The sequence below is a fragment of the Virgibacillus indicus genome (assembly GCF_002266285.1).
Lineage (GTDB): Bacteria > Bacillota > Bacilli > Bacillales > Amphibacillaceae > Virgibacillus_K > Virgibacillus_K indicus.
Map to the genome: position 1 here is coordinate 16,220 of NZ_NPMS01000014.1, position 17,944 is coordinate 34,163.

Genomic DNA, 17,944 nt, shown 5'->3' on the forward strand with positions numbered 1-17,944 from the left:
TGATATTATGGGATAAAAACAGAGGGAGAGGAATTTAAATGGATTTTAAAATAAGAAAAATGGTAAAGAAAGATATACCGCAAGTTCAACACGTTGCAAAAACAAGCTGGAATGCTACATATGAAGGGATAATACCCCGAAATATTCAAGACAGTTTCCTCAGTAATGCTTATAACGATCAATCGATGGAACGTCGCCTGGATGGTTCCCATATTTTTGTGGCAGAAACAGATGGTGAAATCGTCGGCTTCGCTAATTATTCTCCTGTTTCAGAGGACGGGAAAGCTGAGCTTGGTGCACTTTATTTGCGTCCTGAATACCAGGGGAAGGGTGCTGGGACTGCTTTTCTGGAAGAAGGAAAAGAAAAATTGGATGATGTTAAGGAAATATTTATCAACGTAGAGAAAGATAATGAGATAGGTAAAAACTTTTATAAAGCAAAAGGATTTGAGGTCGTCTCAGAGTTTGACGATAACTTTGATGGTTATATTTTAAAAACTTTGCGTATGGTATTAAAAGTAAAGGAATAGATTACTATGAAATCTGATGTACAAAGGTTGTTCGGATGAGGATAGGGTGGGGTAATTGGAAATCTATAATTTCAATAAATTTTCCGGAAAGAAAATCACAAAATTCAATTCTGATTTTGTGATGTCTCGGATTGTTAATACGGGTTCAGCAGTCCATGTTGGCTGTATGTATTTAGAGACGAATGGAGTTGTTGGTTATCATCAAGCAGTTGTTTCCCAATTACTTCTTATTCTGGAAGGTGAGGGAATAGTAAAAGGCGATCATAATAAAACTGTGCATGTGAAAAAAGGTGATGCAGTATTCTGGGAAAAGGGAGAATGGCATGAAACTGTATCAGAACTGGGATTAACCGCGATTGTAATTGAAGGTGAAGAACTTGTACCTTTGTTATATAAGTCAGAAGCTGAAGATAATTAAATATTGTTTTGTTAGAAATTAAATCGACAAGGGGAATTTCTATATGAAAATCAGAAAGGCTTCACAAAGAGACGCAGTAAAAATAGCAAAAGTACATGTGGACAGCTGGAAATCTACATATAAGGACATTCTTCCTGATAAACTTTTAAATAGCCTAACGTATGAACAGCGAACAAAATTATGGGAGAACAATCTGAAAGAACAACAGGTGTATATAGCTGAAAATAGTGGTGATGAGATTATAGGATTTTCTGTCGGCGGGAAAGAAAGAACGGAAAAGTATGACGATTATAATGGTGAATTATTTGCCATATATATTTTGGAAGTGTACCAGGGAAAAGGTATTGGAAAACTCCTGTTGCGACCTGTAATTGATGAGCTAAAACAAATGGGAATTAATTCTATGATAGTACTGGTGTTAGAAGATAATCCTGCAAAGTACTTTTATGAATCTCTAGGTGCTAAAAAGATAGATACACTAAAAATTAAGATAGCAGGAGTGGAATTTAAAGAATTAGTTTATGGCTGGGAAAATTTAGAGGATGTTAATCTTATTGAAGGATGAATAATTATGCAAATAAATATCAGGAAATACGAGAGTCAAGATGAAGTTCAGTTAAAACATTTAATAAAATTATGTTATGAGAATGAGAATCTGATTACTATTTCAAAGAGTCCAAAGATGAAGGTTGCATATTCAGCTTTTGATCAGAATAAACTAGTAGGCGCGGTTTTTGCCTGGAAGAATGATTTTCATCCTTTTTGTACTTATTTTCGATTACTTATCAGCCCGGAGTACAAGAAAGAAAAAATAGCGGGATTACTATTATCAAAGCTGCAAGAACAAGATGAAGTAAATCTTCCTCTCCAAACATCCATCTGGGAGACGAATGCCAGTCTATGTGAATTTTATAAAGCTACCGGGTTTGAAACGGTTAGAAAAACCTATCTGCCCAGATTACCAGTATCAGATTTGGAAATATTCCTATCCATAAAAAACAATTACATAGATTATTCGTTGAAAACATTAGCCGAAATTACCACAGATAATCACATGATGGAAAAGCTGACTCAATTGGTTAAAAGAGCATATGAACAAACACACATGGCAAATCCGGTTGCTGAAATAGGTTTGGAAAAATGGAAAAGACTCATTTTGAGTGAGGATACTTTAACAAATGGAAGTTATGTTTACGTTGATTCAACATCCAGCGAGATTTTGGCATTTTCACTTCTTCATGAATCAGATAGCTCAGATACAGTAGAATTGGGTTGGAGTGGTTCGACAAATCACACGTCAATAAAGTTAATTCCACAGCTTATATTACAGCAGATAATTTTTGCCGAGGAAAAAGAATATAAATATATGGAAGGTGAATTTGACACAACCAGTAAGTTTGCAATGGAAGTATTAAGGACAATTCCATTTCCGTCGTCTGCTGCTTGGGTCACATTTCAAAAGCATAAAAAATAGGAGGGACCGGTATGGACGAGAATGAAAGGTATGAAAGAGCCAGGAAAAGGGTTGAAAATCTAAAGGCATTTTACACCCATTTTACAGTTTTTATACTTGTCAACATCATGCTCTTTACGATTAACATGTTAAATGATCCTGGGCATTGGTGGTTTATCTATCCGCTTGGCGGCTGGGGAATTGGATTAGTCGCACATGGATTGTCTGTTTTTTCTTTCGGCTTTTTTGGACCGGAATGGGAGGAAAGGAAAATCAAAGAATATATGGAGAAGGACAAAAGAGATTTATAAAGATTCAATGTTCAGAGGCCAGTAACGGCTTCTTTTTTTATCAGAAAGATATGCAGGAAAAAAGTATTAATTTGTCGAATTATTAAGTGAGGCTATATTCCAATGTTTTAGGGAGGAATTTGAATGACACATAAGATGGGTTTATTTGATCAGCCGTTCCAGTCAATCAAATCTGGAAGAAAAACTGTAGAGGTACGATTAAATGATGAAAAGAGAAGGAAGGTCTCCATAGGTAATATTATTGAATTTGCAAAGGTTCCTCAACAAGGTGAAACGTTAAAGGTCGAAGTTCTGGATTTAAAAAGATATGACTCATTCAAAGAAATGTATGAGGATATTACTGCCGAAGATATGGGTGCTGAAGGGCGATCGGTCGATGAGATGGTAAAGAATACATATAAAATTTATTCACCGGAACAGGAAAAAGTGTGGGGTACTTTGGCAATCACTATAAAATTGGTTAACTAAAAACAGTCGAAAGGAAATGGGCTAATGATCTTACATACAACTATAACAGGGGAAGGAGAGCCAATTGTACTTCTCCATATAGGCTTGCAAACAGGAGAAATTGATTTCCAGGCACATCAGGAGTATTTCAAAGAAAATTACCAGGTGATTTCACCGGATCTGCGTGGGCATGGCAAATCTGTGTCGAATGAGTTTTCAAACTTTTTACAGGACTCCGTACAGGACTTAAAAGATACTTTAGTTAATTTAGGGGTTGAAACTTCTCACCTAATAGGCTGTTCACTCGGTGCACTTGTCGGGTTGATGTTTGCGAAACAGTTTCCGGAAAATGTAAAAAGTTTAACGATTTCTGGTATTATTCCAGAAAAACCTGCAGATTGGGAAGAGCTGTCTGCTGAAGATGTAAAGCAGCAAGCACAAATTTTGGAAAATAAAGAAGCCGTTGCGTATTTTGATTCCATACATAAAAGTAATTGGAGAGAGATATTGGAAATATCAAATCACACTGATTGGTATCCATTCCATGAGACAGAAGATTTGTCTACGCTGAATATGCCTGTTTTATTTATAGTGGGTGAAGGAAGTTCAATTGAAACCACAGGGGCTATTACATATCCGAAGTCAAATAAAAACATTCATGTATCGATTATTCCATTTGCTGGTCACAACGTGCACCTTGAACAGCCAGAGATCCATAACAAAATAGTGGAGAACTTTTTGAGTGAAATTGAAGCGTAAATGTTTCGGTTTGAAAAACATAGGATCACTTCAATAGTAGAAAAAGGGTTGATAACATGAAGTACTTTTCAATAGTAATATTAATTATTTTATCGTTATTAACCGCATGTTCTAATGAAGAAAAGGGCGATGCGGTTATAAAGGAAGCGGAACTGACAGATTTTGAAAAAAGCCTCATGGAGGTTGCTGGTGAGGAATCTTTTGCTTTTGATATTGAATTGAATAATGAGGATGTTAAGGAAGTGCACACTAAAATAGATTATTACGAAAACGGAGAGTTTATCGATAGTTTATCGGAGTTTAGCAGCGCACTATCCGAATCAGATCTAAAGGAAACGATTCGGGCAGTTTTTATAAGACAGGGAATAACTGATCAAGAGGAACAATGGATTTCCTCTGTCATTACGGCAGATGGCTCTGGCAGTTCAACCATAAAAAATAAGATAGCTGATTCGGAGGAAATGAGCTCAGCCTGGGGCGGAATACCATCATCAGCTTCATTAAACATAGGGGAGAAAAGGATTATTGCTTCCATTGTACATTCAAATAAGAATCAGGTTTCTGTGCTGAACAGTATTGAAACAGAAGCAGACATCAAAAGGGCGACAGATTATGAGCGGGCTTATCTGATTTCTGTTGAGCTTAAATAGTGGTACTGGAGAAAGCATGAAACTGCTTAATCTCTCTAATCTCAGGTGATGCATTTTATTCCCGTACAAAGGAATATGAACAGAACGAAGAAGAAACAAATCGGAGAATTAGAGAAATTGCTTTATATTTAGCTGGTTCGGAGTGAGGTGTACATATGACAACAGCCTATGTAAATTGGGGAGAATCAAAAGTTAAACTGACATGGATTGCTGACAATCGGCTTCCACAGAGGAACCTGATCACAAGCGTTCATGGATTTTGTTTTTATAATAGGGAGTTATTAATGGTAGATTTAAAAGATCGAGGCTGGGATTTTCCGGGTGGACATATTGAGAAAGGTGAAACGCCGGAAGAATGCTTCAAACGCGAATCGATGGAAGAAGGGTATGTTTCGGGAGCATGCCATTTGCTTGGGTATATGGAAGTTAACCATCATGATAATCCTGTATGGAATGAAAATAGTCCTTATCCTAAAATTGGCTATCAAATCTTCTACCGGATGGATATTGAAGAATTACATGCTTTTGAAGGGAATTATGAATCTGCAAGAAGAATCTTCATTAATCCAAGGGATGGAGCTGATTATTACCAGGATTGGCATGAAATCTATCAATCTATATTGGATAGTGCCTGCAGTTTTGCTGAAATGAGGGAAGGTAAATGAGAGTATTTTTGGAGTTATTTCGGATTATTTTAATTTTAGCGGTGCTTGGAGGGCTGGGTTGGTTTATTTTAAGTCAGGTGTATTCCAATAATTTGGCTGCAGAAGATTATCAGTGGCTTGGAGCAGTTGGTATTTATCTCATCCTATTTGTGTTTTACCGAAATAAACTGCAATTTACCGGATGGTATAAAGGAAAGGGAAGAACTAAACTTTCCATGAAGGTTTCACTATTAATGTTTATAGCAGCAATAGTGCTGATCGCTGCACCATTCTTTTTATAGATTTTATTGGGTAAATTAAAGCAACAGTAATACTTGTTTAATATCCTCTGAATAAAGGAATAATAAAAATAACCAAATTCCTACACGATGGAGGATCAAATAATGGGAAGATTAATAAGAAAACTTATAAGATATGGACCAATCATCTATCCGATTGTGAAGAAGTTTTTAAATAAAAGGAAGAGAAAAAAAGAGTATAATCAATAATACTGCACATGGGAAACCTTCACAGGATTCTCATGTGTTTTTCTGTGGAGCTCGGAAGGGAGGATAATCGAAATTTTTCCAGAATATAAAGTAATGAAAACAGAAAAATACTTTTAAAAATGGAGAAAAGATATGCGATTATACGTTAAAAACATGACTGAAAAATTTGCAGCAGAAATTCTAAGCTGGAAATACACGAAACCCTATGACTTTTACAATAGTGAATTGACGAGTGAAGCGCTCAGCGAAATGCTTGAGGAATCATACTTTGCTTTAGTTGATAGTGATGATGAGCTGGTTGGATTTTTTTGCATAGGAGAGTCTGCCCAAGTGCCAGCCGGAAATCCCTTCGGTGCTTATAATAAGGGCTGTGTTGATATTGGAATTGGAATGAAGCCTGTGCTTACTGGAAAAGGATGCGGTTATGAATTCTTAACATTTATCTTGAGTTATGTTCAGCAAAACTTCCCAGACCAAGCTATTCGCTTAACTGTAGCAACTTTCAACAAAAGAGCCATACATATTTATGAAAAAGTTGGTTTTACAAAGGAAAAGGCATTTCACACAGAAGCAGCAGAATTTATTACTATGGTTAAACAGGTTAACTAGATGTCAAGGGGGAATTTAAATTGGAAGTAAAACTACTAAATTCAGCAGATGCAGCTGCATACTGGGAGCTGCGGCTGGAAGCGTTAAAAGAAAATCCTGAAAGCTTCGCAACCAGCTATGAAGATGTGTTAAAAAGGAAGCAGCCTGTTGAGCAGGTTGCGGAAAACTTTAAAATGGATGGAAATTTCACATTTGGCGCATTTGATAATAAGCAATTAATTGGTGTGGTTACATTACTTCAGGAAAAACCACAAAAATTAAACCATCGGGCAAATATTTTTGCAATGTATGTCACTCCTCTAAAACGAGAATCAGGTATTGGAAAAGCTTTATTAACAGCTGCGATAAAAAAAGCGCAAACAATGGAGGAAATTGAGAAAATAAATCTAACAGTGGTCACGAGTAATAAAGAAGCAAAAAGGCTTTACTCCAAACTAGGCTTCAACGTATTCGGAATGGAAGAAAAAGCAATTAAATTGAATAATTGCTATTACGATGAGGAACATATGGTTTTGTTTATGAATTAGCACGTCTAAAAACTGAAGCTCTTACTAGATTATTCTTATCAAAAAAGTTATAGAGTTGTTAATTAGTATTATGCTTGCCATATGCCCTTTTCCCTATTCTGGGGATGGGGTATTTTTAAAGTTATGGTACAAAAAAAACAAATATTTCTAATGATTTGCTTCAGTTGTAAAACAAACAGGAAAGAAAAGCATCAGTAAAGATAGTGGATACCCCAGAATTCCGGATGCATTTAAACCAACATCAATATAAGTTGGCTTATAGATACGAAAGAATATTGAGCTAATTTGTTGATAATAAATATAAATGAGAATATCCTTTTTATGAAGTTCTTAAAAGATTATTGATGGTGCACTGGCAGTGGACTTCATCGCTATGCTATGAAGGTGGGGATTCAAACTCTCTCGTTAACATCTTCTCTTAGCTGGAGAAGTATTCAAGCCTATGTAAGGGGATGCACTCGAAATGAATTAGTGCGAGCAATTATTATGGTGGTTCGAATTCCAACTTCTTCATCATGAACTATACATATTAAAAAAGTCGCTCTATCACAAAGCGACTTTAAAATTAAGGGGGATGAAATGAAGAAAGCTGTAATCATTATTTGTATTTTATTGTTTATTGGAGCAATCGGTTGGGGAGCCTATTCCTTATTTGGGAGTGATCAGACGGGCAATGAATCAGATAAAGATAAGGACTCTGAAATGAGTGAAGAAGACAAAGCTGAAGCGGCCAAACTCCAAGAAGATAGAGAAGAAATAAAAGGTGTCATTACAGAAAAGGACTTGGAAACATTTGAAGCGGAAGGACTTAATCCTTTTGGGGAGGAAAAAACAATAAGCGAATTAACTGATGCTGCATACCAGGAATACATACACGGGATGTCTCATCAAAAAGTTAAAGCAGAAAAAAAGTGGGGATTTTACGAAATTCATCCACAGCGGGTTCAATGGCTTTTAAATGGATTAGATCAGGTTGATTTAAAACATGAAAATACATATCAGGATATATTAGCAAAATGGAAAAATGGTAATTTTAGTACTGCAGATGATGATCATAATGTAATCTGGAATATACAGGGCGGTACCGTTGGAAAGGCAACCGGCATATTAAGTCCGGAGGAAGAACAGGAATATGTGGAAAGTGAAAATGATTAAATACAAAAAGCCGCTTTTATCACAAAGCGGCTTAAAATTATAATCCTAACTCTTCAATTTGATCCATAAGACTTGTTATGTTTTCAATGGTCTGATATATTTCTGAGTCCTGAAGTTTTTCAATTGCAACTTTGCCATTTTGCAAAACATTATTTGTAATGTCGAGCAGTTCTTGGTTCTTTTCCGTTAAATTTTTATGAATACCTTCAGCAATTGCCGGAGCTTCAATATCATTAAAATCTGTAATTGTATCCTGTAATGATGTCAATCTGGACTCCAATTCAGATTTGGCCTCGGGGTTATTCGCAGCTTCACTTACCAGGGAAGAAGTATCTTCAGCAAATGAGCTTAAATCATTAATATATTCTGTTGCCTCAGTAGCATAATTAATGGAGTCATTTGCCTCTTCAAGAAATGAACATCCGCTCAGTATTAAAAATGCCGAGATAAATAGAATGCTGGCATATTTTTTCATATGATTCTCCTTTCATTTTTTTAATTATAACATACCACGGAAACTGTTATGTAATTTGAAACAAATGCTAGTTTCAAGCCCTTTTCGTAAATTTTGTTGTTTTTAAAACTGCGTATTTGATGTAAACTGCGAACTGCACTCATCAAGGTAATGAGTGCTCGAATGCAGGAAAAAACTATTCATTCGCACACTCATCGAGGTAATGAGTGCTCGAATGCGGGAGAAAACTATTCATTCGTATACTCATCGGGGTAATGAGTGCTCGAATGCGGGAGAAAACTATCCATTCGTACACTCATCAAGGTAATGAGTGCACGAATGCAGGAAAAAACTATTCATTCGTACACTCATCAAAGTAATGAGTGCTCGAATGCGGAAGAAAACTATTCATTCGTACACTCATCAAGATAATGAGTGCACGAATGCAGGAAAAAACTATTCATTCGTAAAGTCATTGAAGTTATGAGGGACAAATCATGATGATATGCATAGAAAAGGTCACATTGAGGCTGGCTTTTCAGCAGTTGCTTTTCCAGCATCGGTAGTTCCATAACTATTTAAAGTTAAGTTGCAGTCTACAGATTTTGTGTCTAAACAACAAATCTTTTCGGGGGGCGAGCAGCGTGCAGTCCCGTTTTTTAGAAGAACAGCCTAGTTTTTAAAATCAACTTAGCTATGTGGGAGAAATCACATTTCTTGATAACCTCCCACATATTTGATAAAAATAAGTATATTACCCAACTAGAAAAACGGAGGAATCAATATAATGAAAGTAGTAGCAATGGTTGGCAGTAACCGAAAAGATTCATACAATATGAAACTCACTGCATTTATGCAAAAAAGATATCAGGAAAAAATAGAAATTGAGATTTTGCCGATTGGACAGCTTCCTTTCTATAATCAGGACGATGAACTTAACCCACCGGCAATTGTCGAGGACATAAGAGAAAAAATTAAAAACAGTGATGGAATCTTGTTTGCAACACCAGAGTATAATGCATCCATTTCCGGCATGTTGAAAAATGCAATTGACTGGTTTTCGCGTGTCGATAAAGTGATGGTAAACAAACCGGCAATGATCGTCGGTGCTTCCATGGGCAGGTTGGGTACAGTAAAAGCTCAATTGCAGCTCCGTCAGATATTAAATGCACCGGGTGTTGGTACAATAACATTGCCTGGAAATGAAGTGTATGTCGGAAGTGTACACGAAAAAATAGACGAGAATGGAAACTTAACCGATGAACAAACGGTCCAATTCATCGATTCAGTCATGGATAACTTTGTAAATTGGGTAGAGAAAACAGGAGTACTCAGTAAATAATATTATGAAGCAGCTATCAATGGTTTAAAACCTGTCCTGAGATAAAATATCTTAAGGACAGGTTTTTGTTTTACCGCAGGATTAACCAAATTTAGTAATAATTTAGACAATTATTGCTAATTATCGTATAATTGGCTGTAAAATTCAGTGTACTTAGGGAGATAGAAAAAATGGATGAAATTATAGATATGCTAAACGTTTCATGGAAAAGACAAAAGAAAACAATTTTATCGCAGGTGGATTGGCAAGTGGCCAAAGGGCAGCATTGGGCAGTACTTGGATTGAATGGATCAGGCAAAACAACACTGCTCAATATCATAAATGGTTATATATGGCCTTCCACTGGTGAAGTCAGGGTGCTTGAAAAACAATTTGGAAAAACAGATCTTAGAGAATTAAGAAAATCAATCGGATGGGTCAGCTCTTCACTTCAGGAAAGGATTAAAGAAACTGACATCACTGAAAATATAGTTTTGAGTGGAAAATATGCTTCCATTGGATTGTATGAACATCCCACCGAAGCAGATTTTCACAAAGCATCCGAAATTTTGAAACAACTTGGCTGCAGTAATTTGACTGGAAGAGCGTATCAAACATGCTCACAGGGAGAAAAACAAAGAATCTTGATTGCACGAGGATTAATGAGTTCACCAAAGTTGCTGATATTGGATGAACCATGTAATGGTCTTGACTTTATTGCAAGGGAGGATCTATTGACTGCAATAAACGATTTGGCAAACCAGGAAGATGCTCCAACAATTATATTTGTCACACATCATATTGAAGAAATACTGCCTATTTTTACACATACGCTTCTATTGCGGGATGGAAAAGTATTTAATAAAGGAGAGAGTGAAACCGTGTTAACAAGTTCTGGCTTATCCAATTTTTTAAACAAAGCTGTTCAAATAAAATGGCAGAATAAGCGACCTTGGATGACACTCCTGGCTGAGTCCTAAAGAGCTGCCTTACATAATAAAAGCTGTTCAATCGTATAGGATTGGACAGCTTTTATAGAGCTTATCTTTTGTATTCTTTCTCCGTACCACTTGAGAACTCAATATCAAGTTCAACATTTGTGGCATCATCAGGAATTCCGAATGCTTCTGATACGGCTTTTAGCACGTCTTCATTTGCAGTATTTTCATCAAAATCAAACGCTGAAAATAATTTATCAAGTTCTTCCATTGCTGCGTCACCTTGCAGGTTGATGTTTTGTGATTTATTTTCATAGGAAGCTTCTGTCTCATCGTTTTCATGATCATAGTCAACATCTAACGTGTCATTTGTCTCATTAAAATCTGCCTCTAAATCAAATCCGGTAAACGAATAGTCTAAGGCTGCATTTGAATCTGTATTGTCATTATCATTATTAGCGTCGGAATTACTATCAGAATTACTGTCATCATTATTCGTATCTTGCTGCTGTGTATCGTCCGTTTCGTTTTGTGGTGGGTTTTCTACTTCATCATCATTCCCGCATGCCCCGAGAATTAATGCAGCAAACAAAAGGGGACAGAGCCGCTTCATTATAATTGTCATTTCAATCTCTCCAATCATGGATTATATTACTAACATTTCCTTAAATAGCAAATTTAAACCTAGGCACACTTTGAGGAATTAGGGTAAAGCTAAGAGAACACTTTCTTATATAATATTGTTATAAAATGCTAGAATGGATAAATCATACAAATGAGGTGTTATTATGAAAAACTTGAAATTGGGAAAGAGCCAGCTGGAAGTATCTAATATATCTTTAGGGTGTATGCGAATGAGTGATTTGTCAAAAACTGAAGCTGAAACTGTAATCCGTAATGCAATGGAATTGGGGATTGACTTTTTCGACCATGCAGATATTTATGGCGGAGGGAAATCCGAAGAGATCTTTGCAAACGCAATTGAAATGAATCCGACAATACGGGAAAAAATGATGTTACAAACGAAAGCAGGAATTCGTAAAGGCTATTTTGATTTTTCGAAAGAACATATTTTAAATGTAGTTGATGGGAGCCTTAAACGTTTAAAAACCGAATATATTGATGTTCTGCTGCTTCATCGGCCGGATGCACTGATGGAGCCGGAAGAGGTTGCGGAAGCTTTCTCAAGCTTAAAAGAAAGTGGAAAAGTCCGTCATTTTGGGGTCAGTAATCATAATCCAATTCAAATTGAATTATTAAAAAAATATGTTGAACAGGATTTGATTGTGAATCAATTACAACTAAGTATTATGCATACAGGGATGATTGATGCAGGACTGCAGGTAAATACGAAACATGATAATGCCATAAACAGAGATGGAAGTATCCTTGATTACAGCCGGCTGAATGATATGACAATCCAAGCTTGGTCACCATTTCAATATGGCTATTTCGAGGGTGTTTTCATTGACAATGAGAAATTTCCTGAGCTTAATGCGAAGCTTCAGGAAATTGCAAATCAAAAAGGAGCAGATAAATCCGCAATAGCTATCGCATGGATTCTTCGTCATCCAGCTAAAATCCAAACGGTTGTCGGAACAATGAATCCAAAACGGTTAGCCAGTATTGCAAAAGCTTCGGATATTGATTTGACACGGAAAGAGTGGTATGAAATTTATCGAGCAGCGGGAAATGAACTGCCTTAATTACTTTTGTAATGGGTCACATTATACTTTCCAAGTAGAAATGTTAGTGGTAAGATTACTTATTGTCGCTATATCACAGAATAAGGAATAAAATTACAATCCTGCAGCAAGACCTAAAAATAAACTGCAGGGAAGAAATATCGTAATGGCTTGATAAGAAAGAAGGAATATTATGAATAATCAAGTCCAGCCCCCAACGGAGGCACAGGAAATTAATAAAGTGCCGCTTATTATTGTTTTGATTTCTGGTGCATTTGTCGCTATTTTAAATCAGACACTTTTAGGAACTGCACTGCCTCATATTATGAGGGATTTAAATGTAGATGAAAATACAGTTCAATGGCTACAGTCCATATTCATGCTGGTTAATGGAATTATGATTCCCATTACTGCCTTTTTCATTGAGCGATTTACTACAAGAGGTTTATTTCTTACAGCAATGAGTCTTTTTGGGGTAGGTACAATAATTTGTGCTGTGGCCCCTGATTTCAGCTTTTTATTAGCGGGTAGAGTCCTGCAGGCTGCCGGCGCCGGAATCATCATGCCATTAATGCAAACCATTCTATTTCTGATATTTCCGATTGAAAAGCGTGGATCTGCAATGGGCATGTTCGGTTTGGTCATTGCCTTTGCACCAGCTATAGGACCAACCTTATCTGGATGGCTTGTGGAGCATTACCCATGGAGAAGTTTATTTTATGTCATCCTGCCAATTGTTATTATTGATATTGCTGTGGCTTATTTCATATTAAAAAATATTACAAAAAGAACGTTTCCTAAGGTTGATGTTCTTTCAATTGTCTTATCTACCCTAGGGTTTGGCGGTTTGCTTTATGGCTTTAGTGCAGCCGGAAGCAGTGGCTGGGCAAGTGGCGCTGTTGTCATATCCCTGATTGTTGGTTCGATTACACTGGCATGGTTTATATTAAGACAGCTGAATTTAAAACAGCCAATCCTCGAATTTCGGGTATTTAAATATTTTATTTTCACATTGACCACAGCTCTTGGTATGACTGTGTTTATGGCCATGATTGGAACAGCTGTCATCATCCCAATTTTTATGCAAAATATGCTGGGATTTTCCGCCGTGGAATCCGGATTAGCATTAATGCCTGGAGCAGTTATAATGGGGCTGATGAACCCTGTTACTGGAAGATTGTTTGATAAATTTGGTGCCAGATGGCTATCAATTATCGGAATTTCGATTTTAGTTGTAACAACATTTATGTTTGCCGTATTTACACCGGACACAACGTTTATGTACATTGCTGTGGTTAATGCTTTTAGAATGCTTGGTATTGCAATGGTTATGATGCCAGTTACAACAGCTGGTTTGAATCAGCTGCCGACCAATTTAATACCACATGGAACAGCAATGAATAACACCATGCGTCAGATGGCAGGCGCTGTTGGAACGGCTCTGTTAGTAACATTGATGACAAATAATGCTGTACCGAGTGAAGGGGTTGAAGGAGCAATTCATGGTGTGAACGTATCCTTCTTTGTTGCAGGTGTATTTTCTGTAATTGCACTTGTGATGGCTTTCTTCATTAAAAATTCCCGTCCAGGAATCGGGGATGTTCACTAATCTCTATATTTATGATAAGATCTTCAATCGATTGGTTGAAGGTCTTTTTTGACTTTCGAGGAACATTTGTTATAAGTGCGTGTTCAAAAAGTTGCCAAATCAGAAGCAAGCATTCGTGCGAGATTCGACGCTTATCATTTGGTGACTTTTTGAACAACCTCTATAAATAGGATCTTGTCACGGGTCAACCCTGTTTTGCCATATGTTATCAAGAGTTTAATTAAAAACGGGAGGAAACAGTATGTATTCAAATTATCCATATATGCAAAATGCGAACAGGTTTGTAAATTATCCTTATTGGCAGTATCCATATGGTCAACAGTATCATAATAATTCAATGCCTTCTGAAGTCTTTGAACGTCAGCAAACTGTTAACGGTCAAGTAACATGGACGGAGGGAGGACAGGTTACACAATGCGGAATTCCGTGGTCAGATAATCAGTATATGACAGCAGCCGTGGGTACGAATTCTCCTTATCAATGTGGACAGACACTTAAAGTAAGGAATCTATCCATACCGGGACAAAGAGAGGTGCTGGTAACTGTAGTTGATAAAGTTCCAGGCTATCCGGCAAATAAAATTAATCTTCATAGAAGAGCCTTTGAAGCACTTGGCACCAACCCAAATGTGGGGGTTATAAATGTCACGATTACTCCCTCCCCAGAGTTAGAGGAAGAGAAGTGGGGAAAATACTTGCTTGAAATCGCCCAAACAGCTTATCCGAACTATAATATTACGGAGTATGATAAAGTTGCTGAAAATCAAGTATCCCCAACACAAACACAGGAAGTATATGAATATTTACTGCAGTCCCCACAGGGAAATATTAGAGTCAGAGGAACTGTTATTTATGATACGGAAACAGATCGGGTAATTTCGTTTGATCTAAGAGAAGTGTAAATATAAAGGAACGGTACAGCTCAATCAAATAGAGCAATGTAGCCGTTCTTTTTAATTTGTAAAAATGAAATTTACTATAGAAAAAGGATTTTCAGGATAAAAATAGAAGTTAAAACTATAATAGATAATTAACGTTACTATATTGGAGGCTCTAATGATGGCAACAATTGAAGATTTTATGAAGCTGGATATTCGTATTGGTACCGTTCTGAACGCAGAACCATTCCCGGAAGCAAGAAAGCCGGCAATTAAACTGGAAATCGATTTTGGCGAGGTTGGAATTAAAAAATCTTCCGCCCAAATAACGAAAAGATATAATCCTGAGCAATTGATCGGACTTCAAGTGGCTGCTGTTGTAAACTTTCCGCCAATGCGAGTTGCAGGTTTTAAATCGGAAGTGCTTGTTATAGGCGGTGTAGAGAAGGAAGGGGATGTCGTCCTTTTACGGCCGGATGAACCTGTTGAAAATGGCACACCTGTCTCGTGAAATGGTCCTGTATCTATGTAATCCACTACAATGCACGGTTTAGTGAACTATCAATTCGGGAATAGAATAATAAAGATATGCTATAATCCAGCTTGTAAAAGGAGCTTGTTAATGGTTAGAAAAATCCTTGTAGCTTATGATAGTTCTGATTTAAGCAAAAAGGCTGTGCAGGAGGCGAAAAATCAGGGGACGCAGGCACCAGGAACTGAGGTCTGTGTAATAGCGGTTGTTAACCCAAACGGGCCATATACCAATGTGATTATGCAACAAGAAATAGGGGACGAACTGGCAAAAGACTTTCGGCCGGAGGTTCTGAAACTGAAAGAACAATTTGAAGCTGAGGGTATCCCTGTACATGCCGAAGTACTAGTAGGAGAGGTCAATGGTAATCCTGGAAAAAGGATTTGTGAATATGCGGAAGAAAAAGATATTGATTTGATCATAGTTGGCAGTCGCGGACTCGGTAATGTCAAAAAGTTATTTCTTGGAAGTGTCAGTAACAATGTCGTACAAAACGCGAAATGCCCAATTTTGGTAATGAAATAATGGCTTTTTGAGAAAGAACAATTATGTGCAAGCGAAAAAACGAGATCGACAACGAGAACATGACACCAGAAGAAATGGATCATGTTCTTTTTGTGTTTAAAAAAGGAGCAGTTAAATGAACAGCCCAATCCAAAATAAGATTAATACAATTTTTGTTCATGTTAGTGATTTACCACGCTCAGTAAAATGGTATTCCGAGTTACTGGGACAGGATTATGATCTGGATGAAGTGAAAAAGCCTGTATACAATCTGAAGATAGACCATCATACTGGCTTGACTTTAGACGCAGGTCCAATTGGAGTTGAAAAGAAAAATGGGGCATCCTCGCATCCTCTATTCAATTTTCATACGGAAGATATCAGTCTGGCCTATAATTATGTGGAAAAATTAGGTTATAAAATTGAAGAGGAAATTACAGCATTTGATGATTTTTCCTTCTTTATCATAAATGATCCAGACCATAATATTATTATGATTTGTACAGGATAAGAGTTTATCCTGAGATTAGCCCATATTAATAAAACAATATGATAGAATTATTATATTGATAGAATTATTAAACAAATTTTGCCTGAGAAGCTAAGGAGCTGAATCTATGAGTCTATATGAAGAACTGGAAAAAGCGCTATCACCAGAGCGCGTAACAAAAAACGAAACAATTCTTGCATTACATAGTAAGGATGAATCCTATCATACACCACATTTACCAGATGTTGTCGTATTTCCTGAGAATAGTGATGAAGTAAGTGAGGTTATGAAACTTGCAAATAAATACGAAACATCTGTTGTTCCGTTTGGTCTTGGTTCCAGCCTTGAGGGTAATATGATTCCATATGAAAAAGGAATTATGATTGACTTTTCAATGATGAATAAAATACTGGAGGTGAGGGCGGAGGATTTTCTTGTGAAAGTCCAGCCAGGGGTTACGCGGACACAGTTGGAAAAAGAACTGAAAAAACATGGATTATTTTTTTCAGTGGATCCGGGAGCTGATGCGACGCTTGGTGGGATGGCTGCCACAAATGCGAGTGGCACAACATCTGTAAAATATGGTATTATGCGTGATAATGTTCGTGATTTAGAGGTTGTTCTTGCAGATGGGACAGTTATTCATACCGGAGGCTTGGCTGCTAAATCCTCTTCTGGTTTTCATCTAAATGGAATTTTTATTGGATCTGAAGGAACATTAGGTTGTTTTACGGAACTAACCTTAAAGGTGCATGGAATACCTGAACATGTGATGGCAGGAAGAGCGGCGTTTGATACAGTGGAGGATGCAGTGGATGCTGTTATAGGTATTTTGCAGGCTGGCATTCCTGTTGCCCGAGTCGAACTGGTTGATGAGCAATCAATGAAACAAATTAATACGTATAGTGAAACTGATTATAAAGAAGTGCCTACATTGTTTCTCGAATTTCATGGGAATGAAGCAGGATTAGAGCAGGATGTTGGGTTCACGAAAGAAATAGTAAGTGATTTTAATTGCAAAGAACTGACTTTTGAAACAAACACTGCTGCCAGAAACCGATTATGGGAAGCCCGCCACAATGCAGCATATGCTTATATACATGGGAATCCAGGGAAAAGGCAAATGGTAACAGATGTCTGTCTGCCAATTTCTGAATTGGCTGGGGCCATTAAAGATGCACGAGCTGCTGTTGAAGCTTCAGGTCTTGTTGGCGGAATCGTTGGTCATGTTGGTGATGGCAACTATCATATCCTATTAATGATTGATGTAAATAATCCATCAGATATTGATAAAGCTAATCAGGTTAATGAGCATATTGTTGGTTATGCACTTGCAAGGGGAGGTACATGCACTGGTGAGCACGGTGTTGGTGTAGGCAAACAGAAATATCAGGAGCAAGAACATGGAGCTGCGCTTGATGTGATGCGAAAGATTAAATCAGCCTTGGACCCTGCTAGGCTTCTTAACCCTGGAAAAGTTGTTGATATGGCTATGTCAAAAAGCAGCAGGAAGCCTTGACAT

General features: G+C 37.1%; 24 protein-coding genes. 22 read left to right on the forward strand and 2 right to left on the reverse strand.

The window, feature by feature from the left end; translation table 11 throughout:
- Positions 1-38 precede the first annotated feature (38 nt).
- The 13 genes from CIL03_RS18270 (at position 39) to CIL03_RS18330 (ending at position 8,012) form a co-directional block, all read left to right on the forward strand.
- Positions 39-530, forward strand: coding sequence for a GNAT family N-acetyltransferase (locus tag CIL03_RS18270; protein ID WP_094887319.1), 492 nt, complete (start codon positions 39-41; stop codon positions 528-530).
- A 55-nt stretch (positions 531-585) separates the two neighbouring features.
- Positions 586-948 carry a cupin domain-containing protein gene (locus CIL03_RS18275; protein WP_094887320.1) on the forward strand — a complete coding sequence of 121 codons (363 nt, stop codon included), beginning with the start codon at positions 586-588 and terminating at the stop codon, positions 946-948.
- 43 nt (positions 949-991) lie between these two features.
- Complete coding sequence (locus tag CIL03_RS18280) at positions 992-1,513, forward strand: GNAT family N-acetyltransferase (RefSeq protein ID WP_206207721.1); 522 nt, start codon at positions 992-994, stop codon at positions 1,511-1,513.
- A gap of 6 nt (positions 1,514-1,519) precedes the next feature.
- On the forward strand, positions 1,520-2,422 hold the full coding sequence (locus CIL03_RS18285; protein ID WP_094887322.1) for a GNAT family N-acetyltransferase: 903 nt from the start codon (positions 1,520-1,522) through the stop codon (positions 2,420-2,422).
- Between the two features lie 11 nt (positions 2,423-2,433).
- Positions 2,434-2,712, forward strand: a complete 279-nt coding sequence (locus CIL03_RS18290; RefSeq protein WP_094887323.1) for a 2TM domain-containing protein — start codon at positions 2,434-2,436, stop codon at positions 2,710-2,712.
- A gap of 123 nt (positions 2,713-2,835) precedes the next feature.
- The gene (locus tag CIL03_RS18295; protein WP_094887324.1) at positions 2,836-3,180 is read left to right on the forward strand and encodes an ASCH domain-containing protein; all 345 of its coding nucleotides are present in this window, start codon (positions 2,836-2,838) and stop codon (positions 3,178-3,180) included.
- A gap of 24 nt (positions 3,181-3,204) precedes the next feature.
- Positions 3,205-3,918, forward strand: coding sequence for an alpha/beta fold hydrolase (locus CIL03_RS18300; protein WP_094887325.1), 714 nt, complete (start codon positions 3,205-3,207; stop codon positions 3,916-3,918).
- A 56-nt stretch (positions 3,919-3,974) separates the two neighbouring features.
- Positions 3,975-4,568: a hypothetical protein gene (locus CIL03_RS18305; protein WP_094887326.1), complete on the forward strand. Its 594-nt coding sequence runs from the start codon at positions 3,975-3,977 to the stop codon at positions 4,566-4,568.
- 155 nt (positions 4,569-4,723) lie between these two features.
- Complete coding sequence (locus CIL03_RS18310; RefSeq protein ID WP_094887327.1) at positions 4,724-5,233, forward strand: NUDIX hydrolase; 510 nt, start codon at positions 4,724-4,726, stop codon at positions 5,231-5,233.
- A complete protein-coding gene (locus tag CIL03_RS18315) occupies positions 5,230-5,514 on the forward strand; it encodes a hypothetical protein (RefSeq protein WP_094887328.1) in 285 nt (94 codons plus the stop codon). Before CIL03_RS18310 ends, CIL03_RS18315 begins: the two co-directional genes overlap by 4 nt.
- A 339-nt stretch (positions 5,515-5,853) precedes the next feature.
- Entirely contained in the window at positions 5,854-6,330 is a 477-nt protein-coding gene (locus tag CIL03_RS18320; protein ID WP_094887329.1) for a GNAT family N-acetyltransferase, read from the forward strand.
- A 20-nt stretch (positions 6,331-6,350) separates the two neighbouring features.
- On the forward strand, positions 6,351-6,857 hold the full coding sequence (locus CIL03_RS18325; RefSeq protein WP_094887330.1) for a GNAT family N-acetyltransferase: 507 nt from the start codon (positions 6,351-6,353) through the stop codon (positions 6,855-6,857).
- 579 nt (positions 6,858-7,436) lie between these two features.
- Entirely contained in the window at positions 7,437-8,012 is a 576-nt protein-coding gene (locus tag CIL03_RS18330; protein ID WP_094887331.1) for a DUF6241 domain-containing protein, read from the forward strand.
- A 37-nt stretch (positions 8,013-8,049) separates the two neighbouring features.
- Here the strand turns inward: CIL03_RS18330 and CIL03_RS18335 are convergent, their stop codons facing one another.
- A complete protein-coding gene (locus tag CIL03_RS18335; protein ID WP_094887332.1) occupies positions 8,050-8,487 on the reverse strand; it encodes a DUF6376 family protein in 438 nt (145 codons plus the stop codon).
- A gap of 766 nt (positions 8,488-9,253) precedes the next feature.
- On the opposite strand from CIL03_RS18335, the gene CIL03_RS18340 reads away from it, so the two are divergent.
- A complete protein-coding gene (locus CIL03_RS18340) occupies positions 9,254-9,808 on the forward strand; it encodes an NADPH-dependent FMN reductase (RefSeq protein ID WP_094887333.1) in 555 nt (184 codons plus the stop codon).
- 170 nt (positions 9,809-9,978) lie between these two features.
- Positions 9,979-10,767 (forward strand): ABC transporter ATP-binding protein, encoded by a 789-nt coding sequence (locus CIL03_RS18345; protein ID WP_094887334.1) that lies wholly within the window; start codon positions 9,979-9,981, stop codon positions 10,765-10,767.
- A 61-nt stretch (positions 10,768-10,828) separates the two neighbouring features.
- Here the strand turns inward: CIL03_RS18345 and CIL03_RS18350 are convergent, their stop codons facing one another.
- The gene (locus CIL03_RS18350) at positions 10,829-11,350 is read right to left on the reverse strand and encodes a YusW family protein (protein ID WP_165768005.1); all 522 of its coding nucleotides are present in this window, start codon (positions 11,348-11,350) and stop codon (positions 10,829-10,831) included.
- A 163-nt stretch (positions 11,351-11,513) separates the two neighbouring features.
- Here CIL03_RS18350 and CIL03_RS18355 point away from each other — a divergent pair, with 163 nt between their 5' ends.
- From CIL03_RS18355 to CIL03_RS18385, 7 genes are all read left to right on the forward strand, one after another.
- Positions 11,514-12,431, forward strand: coding sequence for an aldo/keto reductase (locus tag CIL03_RS18355; RefSeq protein ID WP_094887336.1), 918 nt, complete (start codon positions 11,514-11,516; stop codon positions 12,429-12,431).
- A 172-nt stretch (positions 12,432-12,603) separates the two neighbouring features.
- Entirely contained in the window at positions 12,604-14,019 is a 1,416-nt protein-coding gene (locus tag CIL03_RS18360) for an MDR family MFS transporter (RefSeq protein ID WP_094887337.1), read from the forward strand.
- Between the two features lie 241 nt (positions 14,020-14,260).
- The gene (locus CIL03_RS18365; RefSeq protein ID WP_094887338.1) at positions 14,261-14,920 is read left to right on the forward strand and encodes a DUF3889 domain-containing protein; all 660 of its coding nucleotides are present in this window, start codon (positions 14,261-14,263) and stop codon (positions 14,918-14,920) included.
- A gap of 157 nt (positions 14,921-15,077) precedes the next feature.
- Positions 15,078-15,407, forward strand: coding sequence for a chaperone CsaA (gene csaA, locus CIL03_RS18370; RefSeq protein ID WP_094887339.1), 330 nt, complete (start codon positions 15,078-15,080; stop codon positions 15,405-15,407).
- A 111-nt stretch (positions 15,408-15,518) separates the two neighbouring features.
- Entirely contained in the window at positions 15,519-15,953 is a 435-nt protein-coding gene (locus CIL03_RS18375) for a universal stress protein (protein WP_094887340.1), read from the forward strand.
- 115 nt (positions 15,954-16,068) lie between these two features.
- Positions 16,069-16,443 carry a VOC family protein gene (locus tag CIL03_RS18380; protein ID WP_094887341.1) on the forward strand — a complete coding sequence of 125 codons (375 nt, stop codon included), beginning with the start codon at positions 16,069-16,071 and terminating at the stop codon, positions 16,441-16,443.
- Between the two features lie 106 nt (positions 16,444-16,549).
- Complete coding sequence (locus tag CIL03_RS18385; RefSeq protein WP_094887342.1) at positions 16,550-17,941, forward strand: FAD-binding oxidoreductase; 1,392 nt, start codon at positions 16,550-16,552, stop codon at positions 17,939-17,941.
- Positions 17,942-17,944 lie beyond the last annotated feature (3 nt).

Bases quoted from the DNA above. Each gene is read 5' to 3' on its own strand.
- CIL03_RS18270 (WP_094887319.1), top strand. From the start codon at position 39: ATGGATTTTAAAATAAGAAAAATGGTAAAGAAAGATATACCGCAAGTT.
- CIL03_RS18280 (WP_206207721.1), top strand. From the start codon at position 992: ATGAAAATCAGAAAGGCTTCACAAAGAGACGCAGTAAAAATAGCAAAA.
- CIL03_RS18285 (WP_094887322.1), top strand. From the start codon at position 1,520: ATGCAAATAAATATCAGGAAATACGAGAGTCAAGATGAAGTTCAGTTA.
- CIL03_RS18290 (WP_094887323.1), top strand. From the start codon at position 2,434: ATGGACGAGAATGAAAGGTATGAAAGAGCCAGGAAAAGGGTTGAAAAT.
- CIL03_RS18295 (WP_094887324.1), top strand. From the start codon at position 2,836: ATGACACATAAGATGGGTTTATTTGATCAGCCGTTCCAGTCAATCAAA.
- CIL03_RS18300 (WP_094887325.1), top strand. From the start codon at position 3,205: ATGATCTTACATACAACTATAACAGGGGAAGGAGAGCCAATTGTACTT.
- CIL03_RS18305 (WP_094887326.1), top strand. From the start codon at position 3,975: ATGAAGTACTTTTCAATAGTAATATTAATTATTTTATCGTTATTAACC.
- CIL03_RS18310 (WP_094887327.1), top strand. From the start codon at position 4,724: ATGACAACAGCCTATGTAAATTGGGGAGAATCAAAAGTTAAACTGACA.
- CIL03_RS18315 (WP_094887328.1), top strand. From the start codon at position 5,230: ATGAGAGTATTTTTGGAGTTATTTCGGATTATTTTAATTTTAGCGGTG.
- CIL03_RS18320 (WP_094887329.1), top strand. From the start codon at position 5,854: ATGCGATTATACGTTAAAAACATGACTGAAAAATTTGCAGCAGAAATT.
- CIL03_RS18330 (WP_094887331.1), top strand. From the start codon at position 7,437: ATGAAGAAAGCTGTAATCATTATTTGTATTTTATTGTTTATTGGAGCA.
- CIL03_RS18335 (WP_094887332.1), bottom strand. From the start codon at position 8,487: ATGAAAAAATATGCCAGCATTCTATTTATCTCGGCATTTTTAATACTG.
- CIL03_RS18340 (WP_094887333.1), top strand. From the start codon at position 9,254: ATGAAAGTAGTAGCAATGGTTGGCAGTAACCGAAAAGATTCATACAAT.
- CIL03_RS18345 (WP_094887334.1), top strand. From the start codon at position 9,979: ATGGATGAAATTATAGATATGCTAAACGTTTCATGGAAAAGACAAAAG.
- CIL03_RS18350 (WP_165768005.1), bottom strand. From the start codon at position 11,350: ATGACAATTATAATGAAGCGGCTCTGTCCCCTTTTGTTTGCTGCATTA.
- CIL03_RS18355 (WP_094887336.1), top strand. From the start codon at position 11,514: ATGAAAAACTTGAAATTGGGAAAGAGCCAGCTGGAAGTATCTAATATA.
- CIL03_RS18360 (WP_094887337.1), top strand. From the start codon at position 12,604: ATGAATAATCAAGTCCAGCCCCCAACGGAGGCACAGGAAATTAATAAA.
- CIL03_RS18365 (WP_094887338.1), top strand. From the start codon at position 14,261: ATGTATTCAAATTATCCATATATGCAAAATGCGAACAGGTTTGTAAAT.
- csaA (WP_094887339.1), top strand. From the start codon at position 15,078: ATGGCAACAATTGAAGATTTTATGAAGCTGGATATTCGTATTGGTACC.
- CIL03_RS18375 (WP_094887340.1), top strand. From the start codon at position 15,519: ATGGTTAGAAAAATCCTTGTAGCTTATGATAGTTCTGATTTAAGCAAA.
- CIL03_RS18380 (WP_094887341.1), top strand. From the start codon at position 16,069: ATGAACAGCCCAATCCAAAATAAGATTAATACAATTTTTGTTCATGTT.
- CIL03_RS18385 (WP_094887342.1), top strand. From the start codon at position 16,550: ATGAGTCTATATGAAGAACTGGAAAAAGCGCTATCACCAGAGCGCGTA.